The sequence below is a fragment of the Vibrio sp. Y58_MX_L22 genome (genome assembly GCF_024181865.1).
Taxonomy (GTDB): domain Bacteria; phylum Pseudomonadota; class Gammaproteobacteria; order Enterobacterales; family Vibrionaceae; genus Vibrio; species Vibrio alginolyticus.
This window is the reverse complement of sequence record NZ_JAMZAN010000001.1, coordinates 131,191-151,385: the sequence shown is the minus strand read 5'-3', so window position 1 is coordinate 151,385 and position 20,195 is coordinate 131,191. Positions and strand designations below refer to the sequence as shown.

The 20,195-nt window shown below is 43.9% G+C and carries 19 protein-coding genes; 6 read left to right on the top strand and 13 right to left on the bottom strand.

The window, feature by feature from the left end; genetic code table 11:
• Positions 1-2: 2 nt before the first annotated feature.
• From NL626_RS00635 to NL626_RS00600, 8 genes are all read right to left on the bottom strand, one after another.
• Positions 3-1,187, bottom strand: a complete 1,185-nt coding sequence (locus NL626_RS00635; protein WP_253656888.1) for a glycosyltransferase — start codon at positions 1,185-1,187, stop codon at positions 3-5.
• Positions 1,188-1,331: 144 nt separating this feature from the next.
• Complete coding sequence (locus NL626_RS00630) at positions 1,332-2,402, bottom strand: glycosyltransferase family 4 protein (RefSeq protein WP_213872004.1); 1,071 nt, start codon at positions 2,400-2,402, stop codon at positions 1,332-1,334.
• The gene (locus tag NL626_RS00625; protein WP_085569876.1) at positions 2,377-3,903 is read right to left on the bottom strand and encodes a sigma-54 dependent transcriptional regulator; all 1,527 of its coding nucleotides are present in this window, start codon (positions 3,901-3,903) and stop codon (positions 2,377-2,379) included. The genes NL626_RS00630 and NL626_RS00625 overlap by 26 nt, the downstream gene beginning before the upstream one ends.
• Before the next feature lie 308 nt (positions 3,904-4,211).
• On the bottom strand, positions 4,212-4,592 hold the full coding sequence (locus tag NL626_RS00620; protein WP_005377636.1) for an Hpt domain-containing protein: 381 nt from the start codon (positions 4,590-4,592) through the stop codon (positions 4,212-4,214).
• A gap of 11 nt (positions 4,593-4,603) precedes the next feature.
• Entirely contained in the window at positions 4,604-5,290 is a 687-nt protein-coding gene (locus NL626_RS00615; RefSeq protein ID WP_033905258.1) for an AAA family ATPase, read from the bottom strand.
• Positions 5,290-7,392, bottom strand: coding sequence for an SLBB domain-containing protein (locus NL626_RS00610; RefSeq protein WP_064353904.1), 2,103 nt, complete (start codon positions 7,390-7,392; stop codon positions 5,290-5,292). The genes NL626_RS00615 and NL626_RS00610 overlap by 1 nt, the downstream gene beginning before the upstream one ends.
• Positions 7,389-8,255, bottom strand: coding sequence for an OmpA family protein (locus tag NL626_RS00605; RefSeq protein WP_053350556.1), 867 nt, complete (start codon positions 8,253-8,255; stop codon positions 7,389-7,391). The genes NL626_RS00610 and NL626_RS00605 overlap by 4 nt, the downstream gene beginning before the upstream one ends.
• 26 nt (positions 8,256-8,281) lie before the next feature.
• A complete protein-coding gene (locus NL626_RS00600) occupies positions 8,282-8,602 on the bottom strand; it encodes an STAS domain-containing protein (RefSeq protein ID WP_213896321.1) in 321 nt (106 codons plus the stop codon).
• 421 nt (positions 8,603-9,023) lie between these two features.
• Between NL626_RS00600 and NL626_RS00595 the strand changes: the two genes are divergently transcribed.
• Positions 9,024-9,869 (top strand): DNA ligase, encoded by an 846-nt coding sequence (locus NL626_RS00595; protein ID WP_086046755.1) that lies wholly within the window; start codon positions 9,024-9,026, stop codon positions 9,867-9,869.
• A gap of 15 nt (positions 9,870-9,884) precedes the next feature.
• Here NL626_RS00595 and NL626_RS00590 read toward each other — a convergent pair whose 3' ends face one another.
• Entirely contained in the window at positions 9,885-10,883 is a 999-nt protein-coding gene (locus tag NL626_RS00590) for a DUF3080 domain-containing protein (protein WP_253656887.1), read from the bottom strand.
• 134 nt (positions 10,884-11,017) lie between these two features.
• The gene (locus NL626_RS00585; RefSeq protein WP_005377626.1) at positions 11,018-12,388 is read right to left on the bottom strand and encodes an MATE family efflux transporter; all 1,371 of its coding nucleotides are present in this window, start codon (positions 12,386-12,388) and stop codon (positions 11,018-11,020) included.
• Between the two features lie 392 nt (positions 12,389-12,780).
• On the opposite strand from NL626_RS00585, the gene NL626_RS00580 reads away from it, so the two are divergent.
• Entirely contained in the window at positions 12,781-13,392 is a 612-nt protein-coding gene (locus NL626_RS00580) for a riboflavin synthase subunit alpha (protein WP_158156367.1), read from the top strand.
• 75 nt (positions 13,393-13,467) lie between these two features.
• Here NL626_RS00580 and NL626_RS00575 read toward each other — a convergent pair whose 3' ends face one another.
• Positions 13,468-13,662, bottom strand: a complete 195-nt coding sequence (locus NL626_RS00575; protein ID WP_017634925.1) for a CPXCG motif-containing cysteine-rich protein — start codon at positions 13,660-13,662, stop codon at positions 13,468-13,470.
• A gap of 253 nt (positions 13,663-13,915) precedes the next feature.
• Positions 13,916-14,782 (bottom strand): fructosamine kinase family protein, encoded by an 867-nt coding sequence (locus tag NL626_RS00570; protein WP_005389548.1) that lies wholly within the window; start codon positions 14,780-14,782, stop codon positions 13,916-13,918.
• Between the two features lie 224 nt (positions 14,783-15,006).
• On the opposite strand from NL626_RS00570, the gene NL626_RS00565 reads away from it, so the two are divergent.
• The 3 genes from NL626_RS00565 (at position 15,007) to NL626_RS00555 (ending at position 17,478) form a co-directional block, all read left to right on the top strand.
• The gene (locus NL626_RS00565; RefSeq protein WP_161441590.1) at positions 15,007-15,981 is read left to right on the top strand and encodes a response regulator; all 975 of its coding nucleotides are present in this window, start codon (positions 15,007-15,009) and stop codon (positions 15,979-15,981) included.
• Positions 15,981-16,943 (top strand): GGDEF domain-containing protein, encoded by a 963-nt coding sequence (locus NL626_RS00560; protein ID WP_025766666.1) that lies wholly within the window; start codon positions 15,981-15,983, stop codon positions 16,941-16,943. The genes NL626_RS00565 and NL626_RS00560 overlap by 1 nt, the downstream gene beginning before the upstream one ends.
• Positions 16,944-17,133: 190 nt before the next feature.
• Positions 17,134-17,478, top strand: a complete 345-nt coding sequence (locus tag NL626_RS00555; RefSeq protein ID WP_005377620.1) for a DUF3802 family protein — start codon at positions 17,134-17,136, stop codon at positions 17,476-17,478.
• 45 nt (positions 17,479-17,523) lie between these two features.
• Here the strand turns inward: NL626_RS00555 and NL626_RS00550 are convergent, their stop codons facing one another.
• On the bottom strand, positions 17,524-18,018 hold the full coding sequence (locus NL626_RS00550; RefSeq protein WP_025998640.1) for an NlpC/P60 family protein: 495 nt from the start codon (positions 18,016-18,018) through the stop codon (positions 17,524-17,526).
• A gap of 134 nt (positions 18,019-18,152) precedes the next feature.
• Here NL626_RS00550 and NL626_RS00545 point away from each other — a divergent pair, with 134 nt between their 5' ends.
• Entirely contained in the window at positions 18,153-20,171 is a 2,019-nt protein-coding gene (locus NL626_RS00545; RefSeq protein ID WP_213969925.1) for a methyl-accepting chemotaxis protein, read from the top strand.
• Positions 20,172-20,195 lie beyond the last annotated feature (24 nt).

Below are 20,195 nucleotides of genomic sequence, written 5' to 3'. Positions count from 1 at the left end.
CCTCAATTGATGCTCAACCAGCGTGAAAGAGGCTTCATGCAGTGAGTCATTGGCATTGGTGTAATGGCGTTGTTATTAAGTTCACCTTCGTAAATACGTTCAATAGCGTTGATAGATGCAGTCGTCGTTAAGTGCTGGCTAGCATGTAGGTAAGCGTTTTCCGCCAGCTTGTTTCTTAATGCCGCGTCTTGCATGACTTGTTGAATCGCGTTTAACAGGCTCGCCATTCCACTGTTCTGGTACAGCAATGCAGAGTGATTATGCTCGAACAACTCAGGAATGCCTCCCGTTTTAGGAGCCACGATAGGCAGTTGAGCTAAAGCCGCTTCCCCGAGCACGAGACCAAAGGCCTCTTCATAGGCGCCGCTAATAAAAGCGTCTGCATTACCACACATCCACGCTCCGGCATTGTGTTGTTCTCCGACAAAGTGCACTCGTTCTTGGATACCAAGATCCGATGCAAGCTGTTGCAATGCTTCTCTTTCTTCGCCGTCACCAACAATAACAAGGTGAGGGTTGTTGTGGTGGTAGTTGTGCATGCGCATTGCGCGAATAAGGCGGTCGAACCCTTTGCGCTTAATCAGCGAACCCACCGACAGAAAGGTAAAGGCCTGTGATGGGATTCCGAGGCGATCTTTAATGTCTATGGGTGTATCCACGCCTTGAAGTGACACGCCGTTGTGTACGACATGAAGTTGGTTTTGTGGGTAGCCGTCCTGAAGAATTTCGCGTCCAACATCTTTGCTAACGCAAATCAATTTTGGAGAGAGGTGAAGTCCGAGAGAGAAGCGATCGCGCAATGTATAATGGCAATGAAGTTGCGTGACAAGTGGTATATGATTCATGCGAGCAGCCAAACACATCCATTGACAAGGGCCGCCGCTATTGACGTGTACCAAGTCGATGTTGTGCTTTTCGATTAATGCTGAGCCTTGTTTGATAAGGCTATTCCACCCGCTAATATCCCAGCGCGGAGCGCTCCAACCACCCACCAAATTGAAGGCTGAATGTTCCGCTTCAATTCCGAGCGATTGGCACTTATCGATTAATGGTTGGCAGTTGGACCATACGAATGGCTCAAACTTATCGCGGTCGATTCCTGAAATGAGATCCAGAAGCACCACTTCACTGCCGCGAATCCAATTATCACCATAATGAACATATAGAATGCGTTTTGGCGTAGTCATAAGTCACCTCTGTCTCATCATTAATCTGCGTTAACTGCTGAGCTGCAATAGAGATGCCAAAATATGCCATTAGTTTATGTGATTGAATCTTATATGATATTTATGTTTGGAACTCATCATTCTCATATTGAGAACCAATATGGATTAGTGATCCGTTTCAATTTGATATTTTTGTAGCAATACGGGAATCACACTTTGTGTTGAGAAATCATCAATGATGGTTTGTCGAGCATTCTCGCGAATGAGTGATTGTTGCGCTTCACCAATCGACATCCAGTCATGAAGACATTTAGCAAGAGAGGGAATGTCTTCGACGATAAAACCATTTTTACCCGTTTGGATAATATCTGGAAGACGACCTACACGTAAGCTCATCACGGCAATGCCTCTCGACATGGCTTCAAGCGCCGCCATTGGAAGACCCTCATAACGAGAAGAAATGATAAGTACACTGATATTTTCCCAAACACCTTCCATATCGGTTTGATGGCCGAAGAAAGTCACATTTGGAGGGGCAGTTTGATTAAGCGATTCTTTTTCTGGGCCATCACCGTACACACTAAACTGTAATGTTGGACAGAGCCTCGCTACCTCAATAAATTGATCGGCGCCTTTTTCCTGACTCAATCGGCCGACAAAAGCGATCTCCTGATAGTTGGGTTGACTGTTGGGAATCGAAACAAAGTTATTCAGCAGTCCTGAAGAACAAAAAACTTTGCGCTGAATACTCGGACTGACAGCAAAGCAATGGTCAGATAGGCTGCCTGAGCTTCTATCAAGCCAATCGTATAGCCATAGTTTCCCTGAGGACGATTCACCAGCATGATAAGTTGAAATCAAACGAGGAAACGTACGGGTGAGCAGTTTGGCGCAGCGCGACAAAATCGACGCTTTATAACCATGGGAGTGAACCACTGAGGGTTGGTGATTGGCGACGGCGCTTGTTAGGTGTTTAATTTTTAAAGCTTTATTGGGCTCGCCAGACAAATAGTTTAAGTAACTCACAGGGATCGCGGCTTCTTTTGCCTTCTGTACAATCTGAGCGGCTGGCGAATACTCGGTGGTTAGCACAACTCGAGCTTTGTTTCCAAAGGCGATTAATCCCCGAGCTAGCTCGATAACGTGACTTTCAATGCCGCCGAATAGACGGCTATCAAGCAAGATCCAAATTTCACCAATGGCAGGTTTATCAAGATTGTTCGAGATTAATTTCATCCGCTTCCCACGCTTGTTTTTTTCGGTAAACCGTAGATGGGCTTAACTCCAGCATGACAGCGGCGTTGAGGACGTTGCCATCACAGTACGCAATTGCGTTCTGAATTGCTTCACGCTCTACTTGCCACATAGGGCGAATGGTTCCATCAGAGTTAAAGTACGGTGAGGTAGCAGCAGAGGACGGTGTACCAGGCAGCTCCGCTGCGGTAATCGACGGTTCGACCGCAGAAGGTGAAGGTTCCTCAGTATAAACAGGTGGTGGTGTGATTGGTGCAATGTTTGCTGACTCTTGAGCAACATGCGCAGGTGTCGTTGTTTTCGTAACTTTTGACTTTTTAGTGAGTTGAGCGGGTAGGTGGCTCACCGTGACTTTTTCGTCGTTATTAAGCACCACAATGTTACGTATGATGTTTTGTAGTTGCCTTACATTACCCGGCCATTCGTAATGCTTGATGATATGTTGAGCTTCACTGTCGATTGTTGAGAATTTCTTTTTGTCCTGTTTGGCGTAAGTGGTCAAGAAGTGCTTGGCAAGCGTGACGATGTCACTTCCTCGTTCACGTAATGGGGGCATATCGATAGGTATAACGTGCACACGATAGTATAAGTCTTCACGAAAACGACCTTCTTCTACTTCTGTTAATGGATCTCGGTTAGTGGCACAAATGATTCTCACATCCACTTTCATTTCTCGAGTGCCACCAAGAGGGGTGTAAGTGCCCGTTTGTAGAAAGCGGAGCAACTTCTTTTGCATCTCAAGTTCCATTTCACACAGCTCATCAAGAAAAAGCGTGCCACCATGTGCCAGCGTCGCCGCACCTTTTCGATCTGTTGTTGCTCCAGTAAAGGCCCCTTTAACGTGACCAAAAATCTCACTTTCCATCAAATCTCGTGGAATAGCCCCACAGTTAATTGCAATAAAAGGCTTGTCTTTACGGTCGCTCTGGCGGTGGACGGCTTCAGCACAAACTTCTTTACCTGTGCCGCTTTCTCCCACAATAAATACACTGGCAGAAGTTGGCGCAACAGCATCAATGGTCTTGTATACCGCCTGCATCGGGAGGCTTGAACCGATGAATCCGTGATAGTTGTGGCGATCAAACTTGGACTGAATATTTTCCACCAAATCTTCCAATTTGGCGCGTTTAAGGTGCAATGCAACTGACGTTTTTAGGCGATCAGCGTTTATGGGCTTTTCTAAGAAATCTTCCGCACCTTTTTGAATTAGATTAACGGCTAAGTCGACGCTGCCGTGTGCCGTAGCAATAATAACGGACGTAGGAATGTCATTCTGGTTGATCCAATCCAACACGTCTTCGCCAGACATGTCGGGCAGTTTCAAATCGAGAATGATGAGCTGAGGTTTGCTTCTTTCAATAAATTGAATCGCTTCGCGACCTGTCTCGACATGAAAAATGTCATAAGGTTCGTCTTTCACATACTGCTTATAAAGTATGGCTAGTGAAGTAGAGTCCTCTACCAGTAACACCCTTGGTCTCATAGTCCCATCCCAACGTAGTTTGTTTCATTTTTTATGATTTTTTTCAGCACTTCTATTTGGCATTATGAGTGGTTTATAGCTCTCTAGTGCTGAAAATTCTCAATTTGAGAAAAGCGTTATTTAAGTATTAGCACAAGGTAGGAAATTTGCGAAAAATCCATACTTTTTAATTGATTAAGTTATGCCCAAATAACTTCAAGGTGTGTGGCTTGGCGAGGGTGACTGAATTTGGAGCCTAAATTTCTGAGATGATGTAGGCATCGCGCTTTATCAAACGCGATGCTTCGCTAGGGAGTAAGACACTGATACTACTCAAACCCTTGAGCTTTTCGCTTTTCTAACGCATCAAACGATTCATTGGCGAGTTGAGGAAGTGTTTCACAAAGCTCCAATGCTTTTGGTATTTTTCCTTCGACACAGTACTTCTCAATCATTCTTGCTTGTCTTGAAAGCGTTCGATTGCCTAGAGCGAGAGCAGAACTGCCCAGTGTGTGAACCTCGAACTCTAATGTTTGAAGGTCTTTTGTGCTTAATGCTTGCTCTATTTTCTCCATGCGATCGCGTGACTCTTCGACATAGTGATCAATCAAGGTAGGGATGATTTCGGCGCACGTATCTTTGATCATTTGCTGAAGAATATGCTCATCCACTAATTCTTGCTCGATAGTCAATGTGTTATTTATCGTCATAATAGCGCTCCCTATAACATAAACAGTTCGCTTTTTTTAATTTGCTGAGACAGTTTTTCTTTCCACTTTTTTGGTAAGAAACGCAGCTTGGAAACTTGGCGGATTAACTCATCTTTCAGGCTTGGTGTATGCTTCATGTTCAAGACAGAACCAATCAAGTTCGCATCGCTAGCATCGAGTAGCTTTTTGGCTTGCTCGAGCTGGGTTGCAGTCGTAGAACCATAATGCGCTACTAACAAAGTAGCATCACATACGCCAGCAATCACTTGAGGCGCAATATTGCTTCGGTTGACACTGAGAAGTGGTGATGTATCTATCACGACGCGCTCGTACTGCGTTAACCATTGTGCAATGTTTCGTTTCAGCATTGTTGGGTCTCGGTACGCTAACTGAGTGCTGGCGAGAGATGGAGCAGGGAGGCCGACTAAAGTTTGATGTGTATTCTCTCGTGTGATCAAATGGCCAACCTTCTCGTCATCATCAAAGTCGTGAACAGTGTGATAAGCGGGTTTGAATAAGTTAAGGTCTACATACAAAGTATTGTGGCCTGCTAAAACCAAGCGCTCTGCAAGAGATGACGCCACGGAAGTGACACCATCTTCAGATTTACAACCCACAACACAAATCGTTTTGTGGCCTTTCTGTTCACTCTGAAGATAAATTTGCTCAATCTCAGCGTGAGTTGCAGGAATAGTCATTACAACGCTCCTATTAACACGATGGTTGTGGTGATTTGTAAAATATCTCTTAATCCGGCCCTCGCTTTTTCAACAAAGCTTTCGTCTTTATGGGGAATGTAAATCGTGTCGCCTGCGCGAATGACTGGCAGCTCATAAATGTTGGCTGTTTTACTAAAGTTCACCAAATCAAATGTTCGGGCTTGGCCCTGGCAGCAAGACATATTGACCACACTGATCTTTTCAAGGTAGGCATTGTCAGTTGGTCCTCCTGCTTCCGCTAACAGATCAAGCACAGTCATGTTGTCATTGAATACGTATCGCCCTGGGTCTCTTACTTCACCTAATACGCGTACCGTGGACTCTTTTGAACGATCTAACCAGTTTTTGTTTTTTTCTGGAATGTAAATGGTATCACCAGGACGAACGTGGGGCAGAATTGATTCATCACCTGTTTCAAAGTACATCGATAAATTCAATTTACTCACTTTGGCATAACCTAGGCCTCGGTGTGTGACACGGATGTTGTGAATATCTGCATCCATTGTCGGTCCATCGGCGGCAGACAAAATATCCAGAAAATGCATATCTTCAGTGAAACGATAGCGCCCAGGTGCATTGATTTGCCCGAAAACGTATATCGATGCGTCAGAGCTTTGGCTTACCCATTGCGATTTATTATCGGATGGGTCGTCAGGCAATGCATGTACCCTTACGACTGTACCAGCGGAAACTCGAGGTAGGCTTGATGTTGGTGAGCCATCCAGAATGTATTGGTCTAAGTCAAATTGTGTCATTTGACCGTTATTGGCGACTTCAATTTTGGTGGTATCAGCTCGTCGAGTTGGGCCACCAACGTGTGCAAGCAGATCAATCAAATCCATTTCGTCTGACCACTCGATGCGTCCAGGGCGAACAACTTCTCCCATCACTGCGACCGCTCTACTAGGTGCTACTTTTAACCAAGACTTCTCATTGAAATCGGTTTTCTCCGGCACGAAAATCGCATCTCCTGGTCCAACATTTGGTGGTCTGGCTGAAGATAGTCCTTCTGTATGCGCGGTAAGATCGAATTTGATGACTTTGCCATCGGCTTTTATAACGCGAATTTGGCGAGATTCTGCGTAGCGAGTGGGCCCGCCAGCGTTGGCGAGGATATCCATGAAGCTAGCGCCTTGCTTGCCTTCGTATGCCCCAGGATGGGCGACTTCACCCATCACGTAAACCACATTTGCACCTGCTTTGATTTCTTCTTCCTGTTTTGGGACAAAGATGGTTGCACCTGGCAGGATCTCCGGCAGTAGGCTTTGGTCTCCAGTATCAAGGTACTTTTTCAGGTTAAACATGGTTGGGTTATTGTTTGTTATCACGCGAATTTGCTCAACACTGGCATATCGTGTCACGCCGCCAGCTCGCATTACGACATCAACTAGCGTGGTGTTTGGCTTGTATGAGAACGAGCCAGGTGCGTTGACTTCACCAAAGACTTTGATTGCACGAGCGGAATCTGCGCTGTCACCTGAATTCGCGAGTTTTGCTGCATCAAACTCTTGCTCAATATTCCCTACGAGTGGGGAGGCGGGGACAAATAAGACATCCAGTGATTCTAGTTTTGGCAGCTGGCTATTGTCCCCCGTATCAAGGAAGCGTTTGTAGTCAAATTCAATGTTTTTATTTCCACGTTTCACGATCATTTTATCAAGCTGAGCCCCTGCGCGCAGGCCTCCAGCTTCGTACACAAACATTTGAATGTTGGACCCAGAAGGTAAGGTATATTCACCGGGTTTGACCACGTAGCCTTGAACGGACACTAACAACTGTTGCTGTTTAATAAAAACTCGAGCGTTGTTAACGTCACGATACACGGTCTTTAGCCTGTCGATAATCACGTCTTGGAGTTGTTGTTCATTGTAGCCGGCCACTAATACAGGGCCGACTTCTGGTAAATTAATTCGTCCACGACGATCAACCTGAAACCCTTGGTTTAACGACGCCTCTCCGGGTAAGTTAATCTGTATTAAATCACCGACCTTAACAGTATTGCTTTCATCCGCTATGGAAGAAGGTACCCACGCGACCAGACACAACAACATTAAGAGGATAAATGGTTTCATCGTGTTCATAGCGCGCCTCCTGCCGTTGGGTTGCGGTTTATTGAGGTATCGCTATCTGAATTAGGGCTAATAACCTCGATGCTTACTCGGCGATTAGTTAAACGCACGGCGGATGTTTCACCTTCATAGAGTGGCAGGTTATCTCCGACAGATTTGGTAGTGACTCTCTCTGAAGTGATACCAAATACGGTTAGGTAACGCTTTACTTGTTCTGCACGCGCTTGAGCAAGTTTCTGGTTGTAATCGGGGGTTCCAGTTGCATCCGCATGCCCCGTTACTACAAGAGATAGGTTAGGGTGGTCACGTAAAATGTAGGCTGCTTCTGCCAAATGTCCCATGTACTTCGGGTTGATTTCTGCTGAATCGACAGCAAACTGGTTGTCGATATTAAGTAGTGCATAGATATCCGAGACTATGTTTAGGTCGCTACGTAGTGCTTCAATATCATCGGGCGGTGTGCAAGTGGTTTGGCTCAGTACGTAGTCGAGTTGTTGTTCGAGCTGGTTTAAGCGTCGACGCTGAATCACAAGGTCGTTGGCAGCGTCGAGTAAAAGCCCACCTTCTAACTCGCGCGCAATTCTATTTTGTTTTTCAAGGGCCTGAACAACTGCCGCAGGAAAACACCAGCGCGCGCCCTCTTGGATTAGTGCGTCTAGATGTAACTTGGTCAGTTGCCAATCAAACCTTAACCCATGTTCTGGACCTAAAGGCTCGTCAGGCATCACAGGGGAAAACTGATAATTCTCGATCGAGATATCTTGATAGCTTTCCGCCAAGCCACCTTTTCCGTGTTCTGGGTAGTCAAACGACGAACAACCAAACATGCCGACAACAAGACCGCTTAATGCATATCGTCGTATAAGATTTACCATGCCAACCTCCGTTTAAACCGGTATTTTTAGTGTTCTTTTGAGTTAACGGGAATGGCATGGTTGATACGAAGCAAGCTCATGATTTCTAAAGGTTGGCCTGATACGTTTTCAATACTCATGCTTCTTTCACGTTCAACTAGACGCTTATATAAGTAAACAATGGCACCAATCCCTGAAGAATCAAGAAATTGGACGTGCTGTAGGTTAATTTCGACTTCTTTGTGATGATTGTTGTGAATTACCTCATCAATGTGATGTTGTGCTTGTCGACAGCCGCTTGCATCTAAGTCACCAAAAAACTCAATGGCTAACTTGTCTTGATTGATTTCTAGTTTGCGTAGTTCCATGACTCTGTCTCCGTTTGTTTTTCTAATTGGATATAGAGCAGGTAACGTGCCAATTTGAAATTAATTAAAAATCAAATAGTTAAATATTGTTAATGATATTGTTCAATTTGAGAAAGGACTGATTCTCAAATTGAGAATCAAAAACGCACAGAGAAATGGTTTGCTTATAAGAGGTTTTGAGCCGAAAGAAGTCGTTAGAGCTGGGGGCTCGTCATGATTAGATTCCAACTCGATTGACGAACCATCCGCCTTACGTGAATAACGTGTAACGACTAAATGCAAAACCTGTCTAAAGTTTATGATTATCTTTGCAAATTATTACTAATGCTGATTGTTATGAGTCGAAGAATGACTAGTAATAAATAGGTCATCGAGAGGACTTACGTTTCAATAAAGGCGATTTTTTGTACAAGGTCTTCTTATGCCATTAAAAATGACATTAATTGCGCTGGCTGTTATGGCAGCGTCTTCACAGCTTCAAGCGGATACGTCTCTCGCACCACCAGTTTCTCTTGCACAAAGCTATCAGGATGGCATTGATGTGTCTGAATATTGGTATAGCGAAAAACTTGATGGTGTTCGCGCTTATTGGACTGGGCAACATCTCGTGACGAGAAATGGTAATCGAATCTACGCCCCAGATTGGTTTACAGGACCTTTGCCTGATTATCCGTTGGACGGTGAACTTTGGGCTGGGAGAGGTAATTTCCATCTTGTTCAGCAAACGGTGTTAGATAAAACTCCTGTAGAGTCTGCTTGGCGACACATCGACTTTATGATCTTTGATATGCCATATTCCGCTGGTGATTATCGGAAGCGTTATTACAACATCAAAGACTTAGTGCTTGAAGTCGACCAGCCTCATATCAAATATGTCGAGCACCGAGCGATTCAAAATGAAGCTCATCTGTTTACACAGTTGGATAAAATTTCAATATCCGACGGTGAAGGGGTGATGTTGCGGAAGGTATCAAGCCGCTATCAGGCTGGACGCGGTAGTGATTTGCTTAAACTAAAACGATACGCAGATGATGAAGCGTTAGTTGTGGGTTATAAGCCAGGAACAGGGCGCTTATTAGGTATGATGGGAGCAATGTTAGTTCGCTTACCAAATGGCATTGAGTTTTACATCGGTAGCGGATTTACCGATGAAGTACGTCGCCAGCCTCCGAAAATTGGTTCAACCATTACATTTAGATATAACGGTTTTACACATACTGGTAAACCACGTTTTGCTCGATTCTTGCGTGAAAGGTTGAAGGAATAGAACGCTCTGCACTTACTAGTTGCCAACGGTTACGCCACATCGTTTGAAGAGACCCTGCCAAAACTGAACGTGGTTTAGGGTTTCTTGCCTAAATGTCCTATGTGCCTCAATGATGCCATACTGGTGACCATGGAGTTGCATACGGTTCTCCACCAAAGTGGCACCATCATTAAGTTGTTGATAGGTACTGTCTAAATAAGCCAAATAAGGTTGCACTTCTTCAACGTAAATGGATTGAAAGACATTTCTTAAGTAGCGGAACTGAGTGGTGTCTCTGTTCGGCCCGCACAATACATTGCTCTGGTTCTGTTCAAGTAGCTGAGTTGTCGCTTTTAACCAAAGGGATGTGTTTACCATTGAATAGTAAAGTCGTCCGAGTAAACGAGATTTCTCTAACTCTTCTTGATATTGCGTAACTTCCACATCGGGTAGACGTGAGACCGCGCGGTGGGGTAAATCATACATTTCGCTGAAAATACGATAGACATCGTTAATGCGTGCAATATCATTCGTCGTATTTTGAGATAGCCAATCAGATGCTGTTAGTTGCTTTTGCATGGCATTACTTACGAGTAGTAAGTTGTCGAGATGAATGTCTAAATGTTGCCACTTGGTTGAGTAAAGCTCTGTCAATGTCGCGCGTTCTTCATCGCTAAGTGGAAATTCGGATAAACATCGATTCATGACTCTTAAAAGGGCAGTTTGATAATCAAAATCATGAAAGGCATCCTGCACCTTTCCAAGTTGTGAGTTTTTCTCGGCAAGTAAATTAAAGAGTCCGCACTGTCGTAATTGATAGCTCTCTAGCAGGCCAATAGATAGCCTTGGCAATGGCTCGAACAAAACGCGTTTCGCAGGAATCGTTACCGTAGACTGTAATGTTATTGGAATAGCAGGAACGTCCAATACATTGGCTACACGTTGATGATACTTATCAAACATGGCGTTCTCTGGATTGAACCAGTTATCACAACCATTAAGAATCAAGATTAAGAACAATAAAATAGACCGCACAAATATCCTTTTTTCTAACTTCGTATCCGTTGTCTAGAGAGCAAAATCAACCGCTTTGTAATCTTGTTATAAGTATACTCAACCGTGTGATTATTCGATCAAAAAAGCCAGCGGATGCTGGCTTTTTTTACTTTTTATTGAACTGAAAAGTTCAATTGCACTTCTGGCTCTTGGCGATGCATCCAACGCATTCTGACGCCTAACATAAAGGCAGCAGAAGATAGGCCGATGATAAAACCAAGCCAGAAGCCTTGTGCTCCCATTGGCTCAACAATCCAGTCTGTACGGCCAAGGACGTAACCAATTGGGAGCCCAAGAATCCAATAAGCAATAAAAGTACGGTTGAAGATGGCTCGCATGTCTTTATAGCCGCGTAATGCACCAGCTGCGATCACTTGAACCGCATCCGTACATTGATAAACAGCGGCAAACACGAGCAGGTGCATCGCTAGAGTGATGACCTCTGGGTTGCTAGTATAAAGCTCGGCGATCCACTCACGAGACAAGACGGTTAAAATCGCTGTGAGAACGGACAATGCTAGACCAACCATAATGCCGACTCGTGACGCTACGCGCGCGCCATCTACGTTTTCTTCACCAAGTCGATGGCCGACACGAATGCTTACTGCTGCACCAATACTCATTGGTAGCATAAATACCAACGAGGAGAAGTTAATCGCGACTTGATGCGCTGCCACAATGATAGGACCCAGTGGTGAAACGAGCAGTGCAACAACAGCAAACAGTGTCACTTCAAAAAACAGCGCTGCAGCAACAGGAAAGCCGAGCTTGAATAGACGAACTTGCGCTTTCCATTGTGGGCGATGCCATTCTCCAAATAGGTTGATGCTTTTCAATCGCTCTGATGTCATCACGTACAGCAATAGCATGGCAAACATGACCCAGTAAACAATCGTGGTTGCTACACCACAGCCAACACCGCCTAATTCAGGTGCACCAAACTTGCCGTACACGAAAATCCAGTTTAGAGGAATGTTGAGCAGCAAACCGATAAAGCCAATAACCATTGCCGGTTTCGTCAATGACATACCATCCGTAAAGCTTCTAAGCGTTTGGAAAAGTAAAAAAGCGGGTACTGCTAATATAACGGCATGAATATATCCCACCGTTTTTTCAGCCATCAGTGCTTCAACATCCATCAGCCCGAGAATAAACTGGGTTTGAAGCAGGACTGCAATTATCGGCACACTGATCAGCAATGCCAAAACGACGCCTTGCTGAATTTCAAACGGGATTTTCACTCGACGACCAGAGCCATTTAACTGTGCGACAACAGGGACCAATGCCATTAATAAACCCACCCCAAACAAAATGGATGGTAGCCAAATACTTGAAGCGACAGAAACCGCAGCCATGTCGGTGGCGCTAACGCCGCCAGCCATTACGGTATCAACAAACCCCATACCAGTTTGAGCGACAGATGCGATCAATACCGGGGTCGCCAATTTGATAAGACTTGATGCTTCTTCTTTATAGCGATGCACGAAAAATACTCCAGAGCGGAACAATAAGTTGAAAGAATGAGAGTACTCGAGGGCAAAAGATGTGGTGAACGGATCTGATGGTTGATTTTAGTCACGATAAGGTGAAAAAATGCCTCGGAGAAACTCCGCGCAAATGATAAACAATTGTATGTTTATATTCCATAGCTAGGTAGTGAATAGTCGATAACACTGACTGGACGCTCTCCACGCTAAGGATACGCTTTTACTGAGAACAGCAGCGAATCATGGTAATGTTGAAACATGCATGAGAACAAACCAGTGTTCATTAAGCCGTTGCTTTATCGTCTGCGGTCTTTATTTCCGGCCCGTAGCGCAGTGTTTAAGGCTTAGTCTTCAACTACAGTTGGTATGAAATCAATAGGTAAAAAGAAATGTTTACAGGAATAGTTCAGGGTACGGCGAAGGTCGTTAAAATTGATAAAAAAGAACGCTTTCAAACGCACGTTGTCGAGTTAAGCGATGAACTTTGTAAAGGGTTAGAAATTGGTGCATCCGTTGCACACAACGGATGTTGTCTAACTGTGACTAAGATCGAAGGCAACCTTATCAGTTTTGATTTAATGCAAGCGACATTGGCTCTTACTAATTTAGGTCAGCTGGTGGAAGGGGATAGCATAAACATTGAGCGCGCGGCTAAGTTTGGTGACGAAATAGGCGGGCATAGCATGTCTGGTCATATTAGTTTAACGGCAGATATTGTCGATATCATCGATACGCCCAATAACCGCACGATTTGGTTCCAACTGCCGCAAGAATCAATGAAATATGTATTAGCGAAAGGTTACATTGGTTTAGATGGCTGCTCGCTAACTATTGGTGAAGTTGAAGCGTGTCGTTTTTCAGTACACCTAATTCCAGAAACCTTGCAGCGAACGCTTTTCGGAGTGAGACAAGTAGGGGAGCGTGTTAATATTGAGTTTGATCCTCAGACTCAAGCAATTGTTGATACTGTTGAGCGCGTTCTTGCAGCAAAACAGCTTTAGAATGAGAAAAAGGAGCCTAGTGCTCCTTTTTCATTTAAGCGTTTTTATATTTCTGATGTTCACATGCTCGAGCTGTTATTCGTAATTGTCATCGATAAATAGTTCGACCTTATCTTGTAACTCATCCACTCGCATATTTAGGTGGATAGCGTGGCAACAAGCTGGGCAATCATCATAAAACTCTTGGTCACCATTACTTGCATCCAATGTAATGCCGATAGAGTGTCCGCAATGCGGGCACTTTACATACCTTTCGGTATAATTTTTCATACAACAACTCCTAATCTCGCAGGGCTTTTAAACACACTATTCATCAAGGAAGTACAGCCCTTTACTTACTTTGCCTACAAGGAAAATAGGCACAATCCAAAGTTAAGTCTCCTTTGATATTAGGTCGAGTTGTTGCTAATTGAGTCGAAATAAGTACAAAACTTGACCCCAAACTCAACCTTGAGCTTAGGGTGATCTTCTGTAGTGATGTGCCTCGAGATTTTACATCTTGAAATATGCAGTGGCTTCCAAATTAATAAGAAATGATTTTATTAATAACCAGTTGAGCCTGTTCCAAGTAATGGCCGCCAAACAAATTACAATGGTTGAGAACATGGTAAAGGTTATAGATATCTTTACGCTCTTCATAGCTTGAAGAAAGTGGCATAACCGATTCGTAGCCTTGATAAAATTCTGGTTGAAATCCACCAAAAAGCTCTGTCATCGCAATATCACACTCCCTGTCCCCCCAATAGCACGCAGGATCGTAACAGATAGGACCGAATGCAGTGAGTGCCGTATTTCCATTCCATAAATCGCCATGCAACAAAGAAGGTTCCAGAGCATGGTTTGCTAGCCGCTGTTTTACGACATCGATAAAGTCATCGATATCAACCAAGGTGACGCCTTTTTCTTTAAGGAGCTGTAATTGCCATCCTATACGTTGCTCAGCAAAGAATACACACCATTTCTTGTGCCATTTGTTGGGCTGTAGAGTCGAACCGAGATAGTTGTCGGTATCAAAACCAAACTCTTTTTGCTCGCCCCACTGGTGTAGGTGAGCTAATTGTTGCCCAAATTTAAAGCTGTTGGGACCATCTTCTAATGGTTTCGTTGGAAGGTAGTTAAGAATTAGGAATGAGGCATTTTTGGTTTTACCAACCAATACCACCTCAGGTACAAATAGGGTGGATGTTTCACGCAAAAGATGCAGGCTTTCAGCTTCTACCTCAAATTTAGACAAAAACTCGCGATCGTTAATTTTCACAAAATAACGTTGCTCGCCATCATTGATCATGTAGCTTTCACTGATATCCCCACCAGACAGCCTTACTTTTTCCGTGATCTGGTAATCGAACAATAAAGTATCAGAAAGCTGTTGCGATATTGCTTGCCACATACAAAACCTCGCGAATCTATTTGACCACCAATAGTTTAGGATAAATAGCAGGGAGTTGGCGCTATGTTGAGCATACTTAGTAAAGAAACCTTCCTCTTAGTGTAGTCAATTTGTATAAATGTGAATCAAATCGCTTATAAGCCTCTGATTTGTTGGCTTAGCATATGGAGATGAACGTTTACAACAGGTATTATGATTTTTTTGACGTTAGTTCCATTGGTGGCATGAAAATACTGATATGTGATGACTCAGCTGTTGCAAGAAAGCTTATTGCGCGTTCTATCGTACAAGATACATCATTGCATCTTATTGAAGCGCAAGATGGTTATGAGGCGCTTAATATTCTTGCTGAGCAAAATATCGATATTTTGTTTCTCGATTTAACGATGCCCATAATGGATGGTTTTGAGGTCCTCGAATCATTACCTGTTAGTCAGTACCCGACCAAAATCGTCATTATTTCTGGAGATGTTCAACAAGAGGCAAAACAGCGCTGTCTCGATCTTGGTGCTCAAGCTTTTATCGCTAAGCCTCTGACAGAAGAGCAGGTGCTCCCACTATACGAACAATTAGGGCTGCATTATGCGTTCAAACCTCGTCATTCGGTTGATTCTAAAAACCAGGGTTGCGAAGAGCTTTCCTTACTAGCCAAATTCCGTGAAATTGCGAACATTGCCCTTGGTAAAGGGGCTGCGATTATGGCCGACCATTTACATGAGTTCATACAACTTCCTGTTCCTCATGTTGGACCGTTGTCCTACGGCGAGCTTCATATGACACTGGTTGATGTGGTTGGGCGTGACAGTTCCGTTGCGGTAGCGCAGAGGTTTGTCGGTGGTGGTATTCACGGAGAGGCACTGGTGTGCTTACGTGGTAGGGATATCAATCAGATTGGGGAAAAATTAGGTTACCTCCTTGAGTTTACGCCTCATAATGAAATCATCTTGAATATCTCTAACCTACTGGTTTCGTCATTTCTCACGTCGTTAGGCGATCAACTCGACAAGCAATTCTCACTTCGTCAGCCAGGCATTGTGGATACCTTAACACCTTATTGTGAAGAGCAAGGCGAGTTGGGCGAGCTCTTTACTATCGAATACACCTACATGGCAGAAGCGCTCGATTTCGAGTGCGAGGTACTGTTTTTAATTGATAAGCCATCCGTAGAAATAATCTATGAAATCATGGAGCTAATCTAATGTCCGATATCACGCTGGACATAGCAGACTTTCATTGGGTCACACAAATTCTCGATACGATGGATTCAGGGCTTATTGTTTTGGATCAAGAGTATAAAGTGTGTGTGTGGAACAGTTTTATGCAGTCATACAGTGGCGTTCTATCACAAGAAATTCTTGGTGAATGTTTATTTGAGCATTTTGAAGAGCTGCCAAGAACTTGGCTAGAAACCAAGATAAAAGCTGCCGCCGATCTGGAAACTCGTTCTTTTTCTAGCTGGGAAAACCGACCGTACCTTTTTAAGTTCAACAATTTTTCTCCGGTTTCAAACAGCAGTGATTTTATGTATCAAGATATCGTGATCACGCCGTTAATTGGGCTTTCAGGAGAGGTCAGCCACATAGCGATTCAAGTCAATGATGTTTCTGAAACTGCGAGAAATCGCATTCATTTGAAAGAAACAAATCAACATTTGTCGGAAATCAGTCGCAAAGATGGTTTAACAGGTTTATTTAATCGCGCTTATTGGGAGCAATCATTGAAAGATGAGTTTGCTCACTTAAAAGTTATCGACGGACCATGCTCATTAGTAATATTCGATATCGACCACTTTAAGAAGGTGAATGATACTTATGGTCACCCGACAGGGGACGAAGTCATTCGTCGAACCTCTGCCTTGTTGAGAAAAACAGCAAGGAGCAGTGACATCTGCGGTCGTTTTGGTGGTGAAGAGTTTACGGTACTACTTCCTCACACAAACCAGGAGCAAGCTTGCTATTTCGCAGAGCGTTTGCGCAAAAGAATTGAGCAAGAGATCGTGAAAGTGGAAGATTTTTTGATTAATTACACGATAAGTATTGGTGTTTGCGAGTATAAGCCTTATTTTGAAACTCACACTCAATGGTTAAAGAGTGCCGATGCTGCGCTGTATCGTGCAAAAGAAAATGGTCGTAACCAAACCTGTTTGCACGAAAATGACTGAAATATAAAAAGGTTTGAAGAAACCCTGTATCCGAATTCAGTGAAGCAAAGCTCAATTGTTTGAAAATCATCCAGTTGGTTCGTGAATGTTTGTTAATATGAAATAAGTTAATGAAATTTTCTCGGCATGTCTTACTATTGAAACTATTCTGCTTTCAGCTTCGAAGGCTTGCAATAAACGGAGAAAAACAGTGGTTTTAGAAACCGATGGATATCTCGCTCTTATCGAGCACTTGTCTCTAAATCTAGATATTTTTACGACCGAAATTGGCGACACTGGATCCGAAAGCATCGAAGATGTTGTCACCGATATGGTGGCTTCAAACATCATGGCGATTTTTGAGCAAAATCCAGAACTTCACTCGAGCGTACGCTTCAAATTGTTGAAAGAGGCTGATGCAGTTGTTGAAGATCTTGGTGAGATATTGGCTGGGGTATGGCATAAAAAAGCGACCAATGAACAGATCACGTTCCTTGATGAATACATCGCTCTGGTCAAAAATCTGTTCGATAATGCTGTTGCGACTTACGACTGATATTGTTTTAACTTACAGCAATGTCCGGTTAAAGAGTGAGAGGAGTTACATTGTAACTCTTCTTATTTGCCAAAACTTAGATGCCCAGTATGGGTTGTCGATTCTTGAAATAATCACACCTCTAGACGTCGATGCATGCATGAACTGCTTGTTACCCAAGTAAATTCCGACATGATAAGTTGTACGTCTTGTTTTAAAAAACACTAGATCCCCTTGCTTGGCATCCGTCCAACTTAACTCCACACCTTGCTTTGATTGCTGCTTCGTTGTCCTTGGTAACGAGAGCTGATAAGCCTCAATAAACGCTTTTTGTACAAATGCTGAGCAATCAATTCCAGATTTCTGTGTCCCGCCTAAGCGATAAGGCGTGCCGTGCCACTCTGTGTAAAAGTCGAACAAGTCAGGGTTGTCCGACAATAGCTGATTTGTAGGTGTTGTCACTTGTGCTTGCTCACTAGGCTCAGGCCCAGAAGAGCAGGCGCTTAGTAGCACACTGATTATCAAAGGAAAATATACTCGACGCAAATCACCACCTGTCATCTCTATGACTCACAACTGAAATATTAGTGTCATAACCAATCCATAGTATGGGCTGCAAATCACGGTTTTGTCTCACAAATGTGACGGAATCACTGCAGAACCGATTCAACCTTAAGAAAGAATAAAAATTGATTATGGCAAAGCGAAAACGCTCACGCACATCACTTTCACTGATTCAGGCTGTCAGTGCAACATTTTTAACTATCATTGCTCTTGTTATAGCCCTTTCTGTCTCAAGTTTCAAAGGAATGGAACAGGTAGGGGAACAATTTGAAGACTTGTCGCAAAAAGCATTACCAATCGCGATGGCAAACGCAAAGTTAACCAGGAATGTATTGGAGATGGTTAAGCTACTCAACCATGGTATGCAGATTACTGAGCCGAAAGAGTTGCCTCTCATAAAAGAGCAAATCGACTCTCTTGCAACTCAAAGCACAACTTTGGTTGTGGAAGCGTCTGGTGTAGCTCAGCAACTCTCGGAGGAGTTAGACACCAAACTAGCGCGTTTACATAACATCACGCAGTCCATTTTGTTGAAGCAATCTTCGGTGATACAAATTCAAATGGATATTGATGCCGCTGTTGGTGGGTTTCGCTATGGGCTTAGCTCTATCGGTCCGGAAATGAATCGAATCAGTTCGTTTCTTAGTGCTGATAATCCTGAGTCGAGCGATGCCGCTAACCGTTTCATTGCTTCTGCAAGCTCAATGGAAAGTACGTTCTTAGTCATGATGATGCACTCAGAATTAAACAAAGCCGAAAAAGAATACCGAGAAATGCGAAATCGCATAGCAGGTATTAAACTCGCCTATGAAGACTTCCAATCTTTCCATCCTGAAGTAAGTGAATATGCAAGCTTAACCGCACCATATGAGATGGTGAAACAAGGCTTTAGTGAAAAGGGCGTGCTGCGTTTGATCCTCGCCAAACTAGAACAAGGGGAATTGCAACGTTCAGAGTTTAAACAGGCTTCGATGCTTGCGGATGAAACCATGCGGTTACTTGATCAAATCTCCCAAACCGCTGGTCAGTTGATCGATGAAAAAGAGCGGGTGGTCAACGAGACCATTGAATCGGTGAGCGTTGTGCTCGTGTTTGCGGCGTGTGTGATTTCTTTTATTATTCTGGTTACTTGGTTTAGTCTTAAGTCATGGACAAACCGAGGATTAAGGAATGTACTAACGCGTCTTTCAGCACTTACCGAACATGATTTTCGTGACAAGGCAGAAGAAGTCGGCCCCTATGAGCTGAAAGAAGTAGCACGAAAGTTGAATCAAGTAATCGATTCCACACATGACTCCATTCAAACGGTGACGCGCAATTGTGAAACGCTTTATCAGACGGCAGAAGTAAGTCACAGTGCAGCCGAACAAACAAGTGATGGGTTGGCAACACAAAATGAAGCGTTGTCGAGTATGATCACGACCATAACGGAGCTTGAAGCCTCTATTCGTGAAATAGCAATGGTGACAAATGCATCTTCACAGGACTCGCTCCTTGCAACCCAACACACTGAAAAAGGGGTTCAAGTCGTGGAACAAAACCGCGAACGTTTGGAGTCATTAGAAAGCTCTTTGGATGTAAATGAACAGTCAATGTTAGAGCTAGACCAGCGTGTTAAACAGATTCGTGAAATGGTGGATATGATCAGTGGGATCGCGGACAACACCAACTTACTTGCTCTCAACGCGGCAATAGAGGCTGCCCGTGCTGGTGAGCAAGGGCGTGGATTTGCGGTTGTCGCTGATGAAGTTCGCAAACTTGCAAGTGATACCTCTCAACAAACTACGAACATCCGAGAAATGATGAGCGAGCTTATTACTGCCGCAGAGCGTTCGCGCCAAGCAGTTAATGATTCAAGAGAAGAAATGACCCACGCGCTACAGTCCAGCAATGAAGTGAAATCGACATTTTCTGATATCAACCTCGCGGTTAAGCACATTCAAGAACGTGTTGAGCAAATCTCAGTTGCTACAGAAGAACAAGAACGAGCGACGGCAGATGTATCTCAATCCATCACACATATTTCTGATCTTGGCGAACGCACAAAGCTGCAGCTTGAGTCTATGGTTGAGAGTTCTGAGCAAGTGGCGGAAATTGCTGGGCACCAGCAAGCAATGCTGCACAAGTATGAGCTTCATCAGACCGAGTAAATGAGATGTTTCCACCGACTAAAA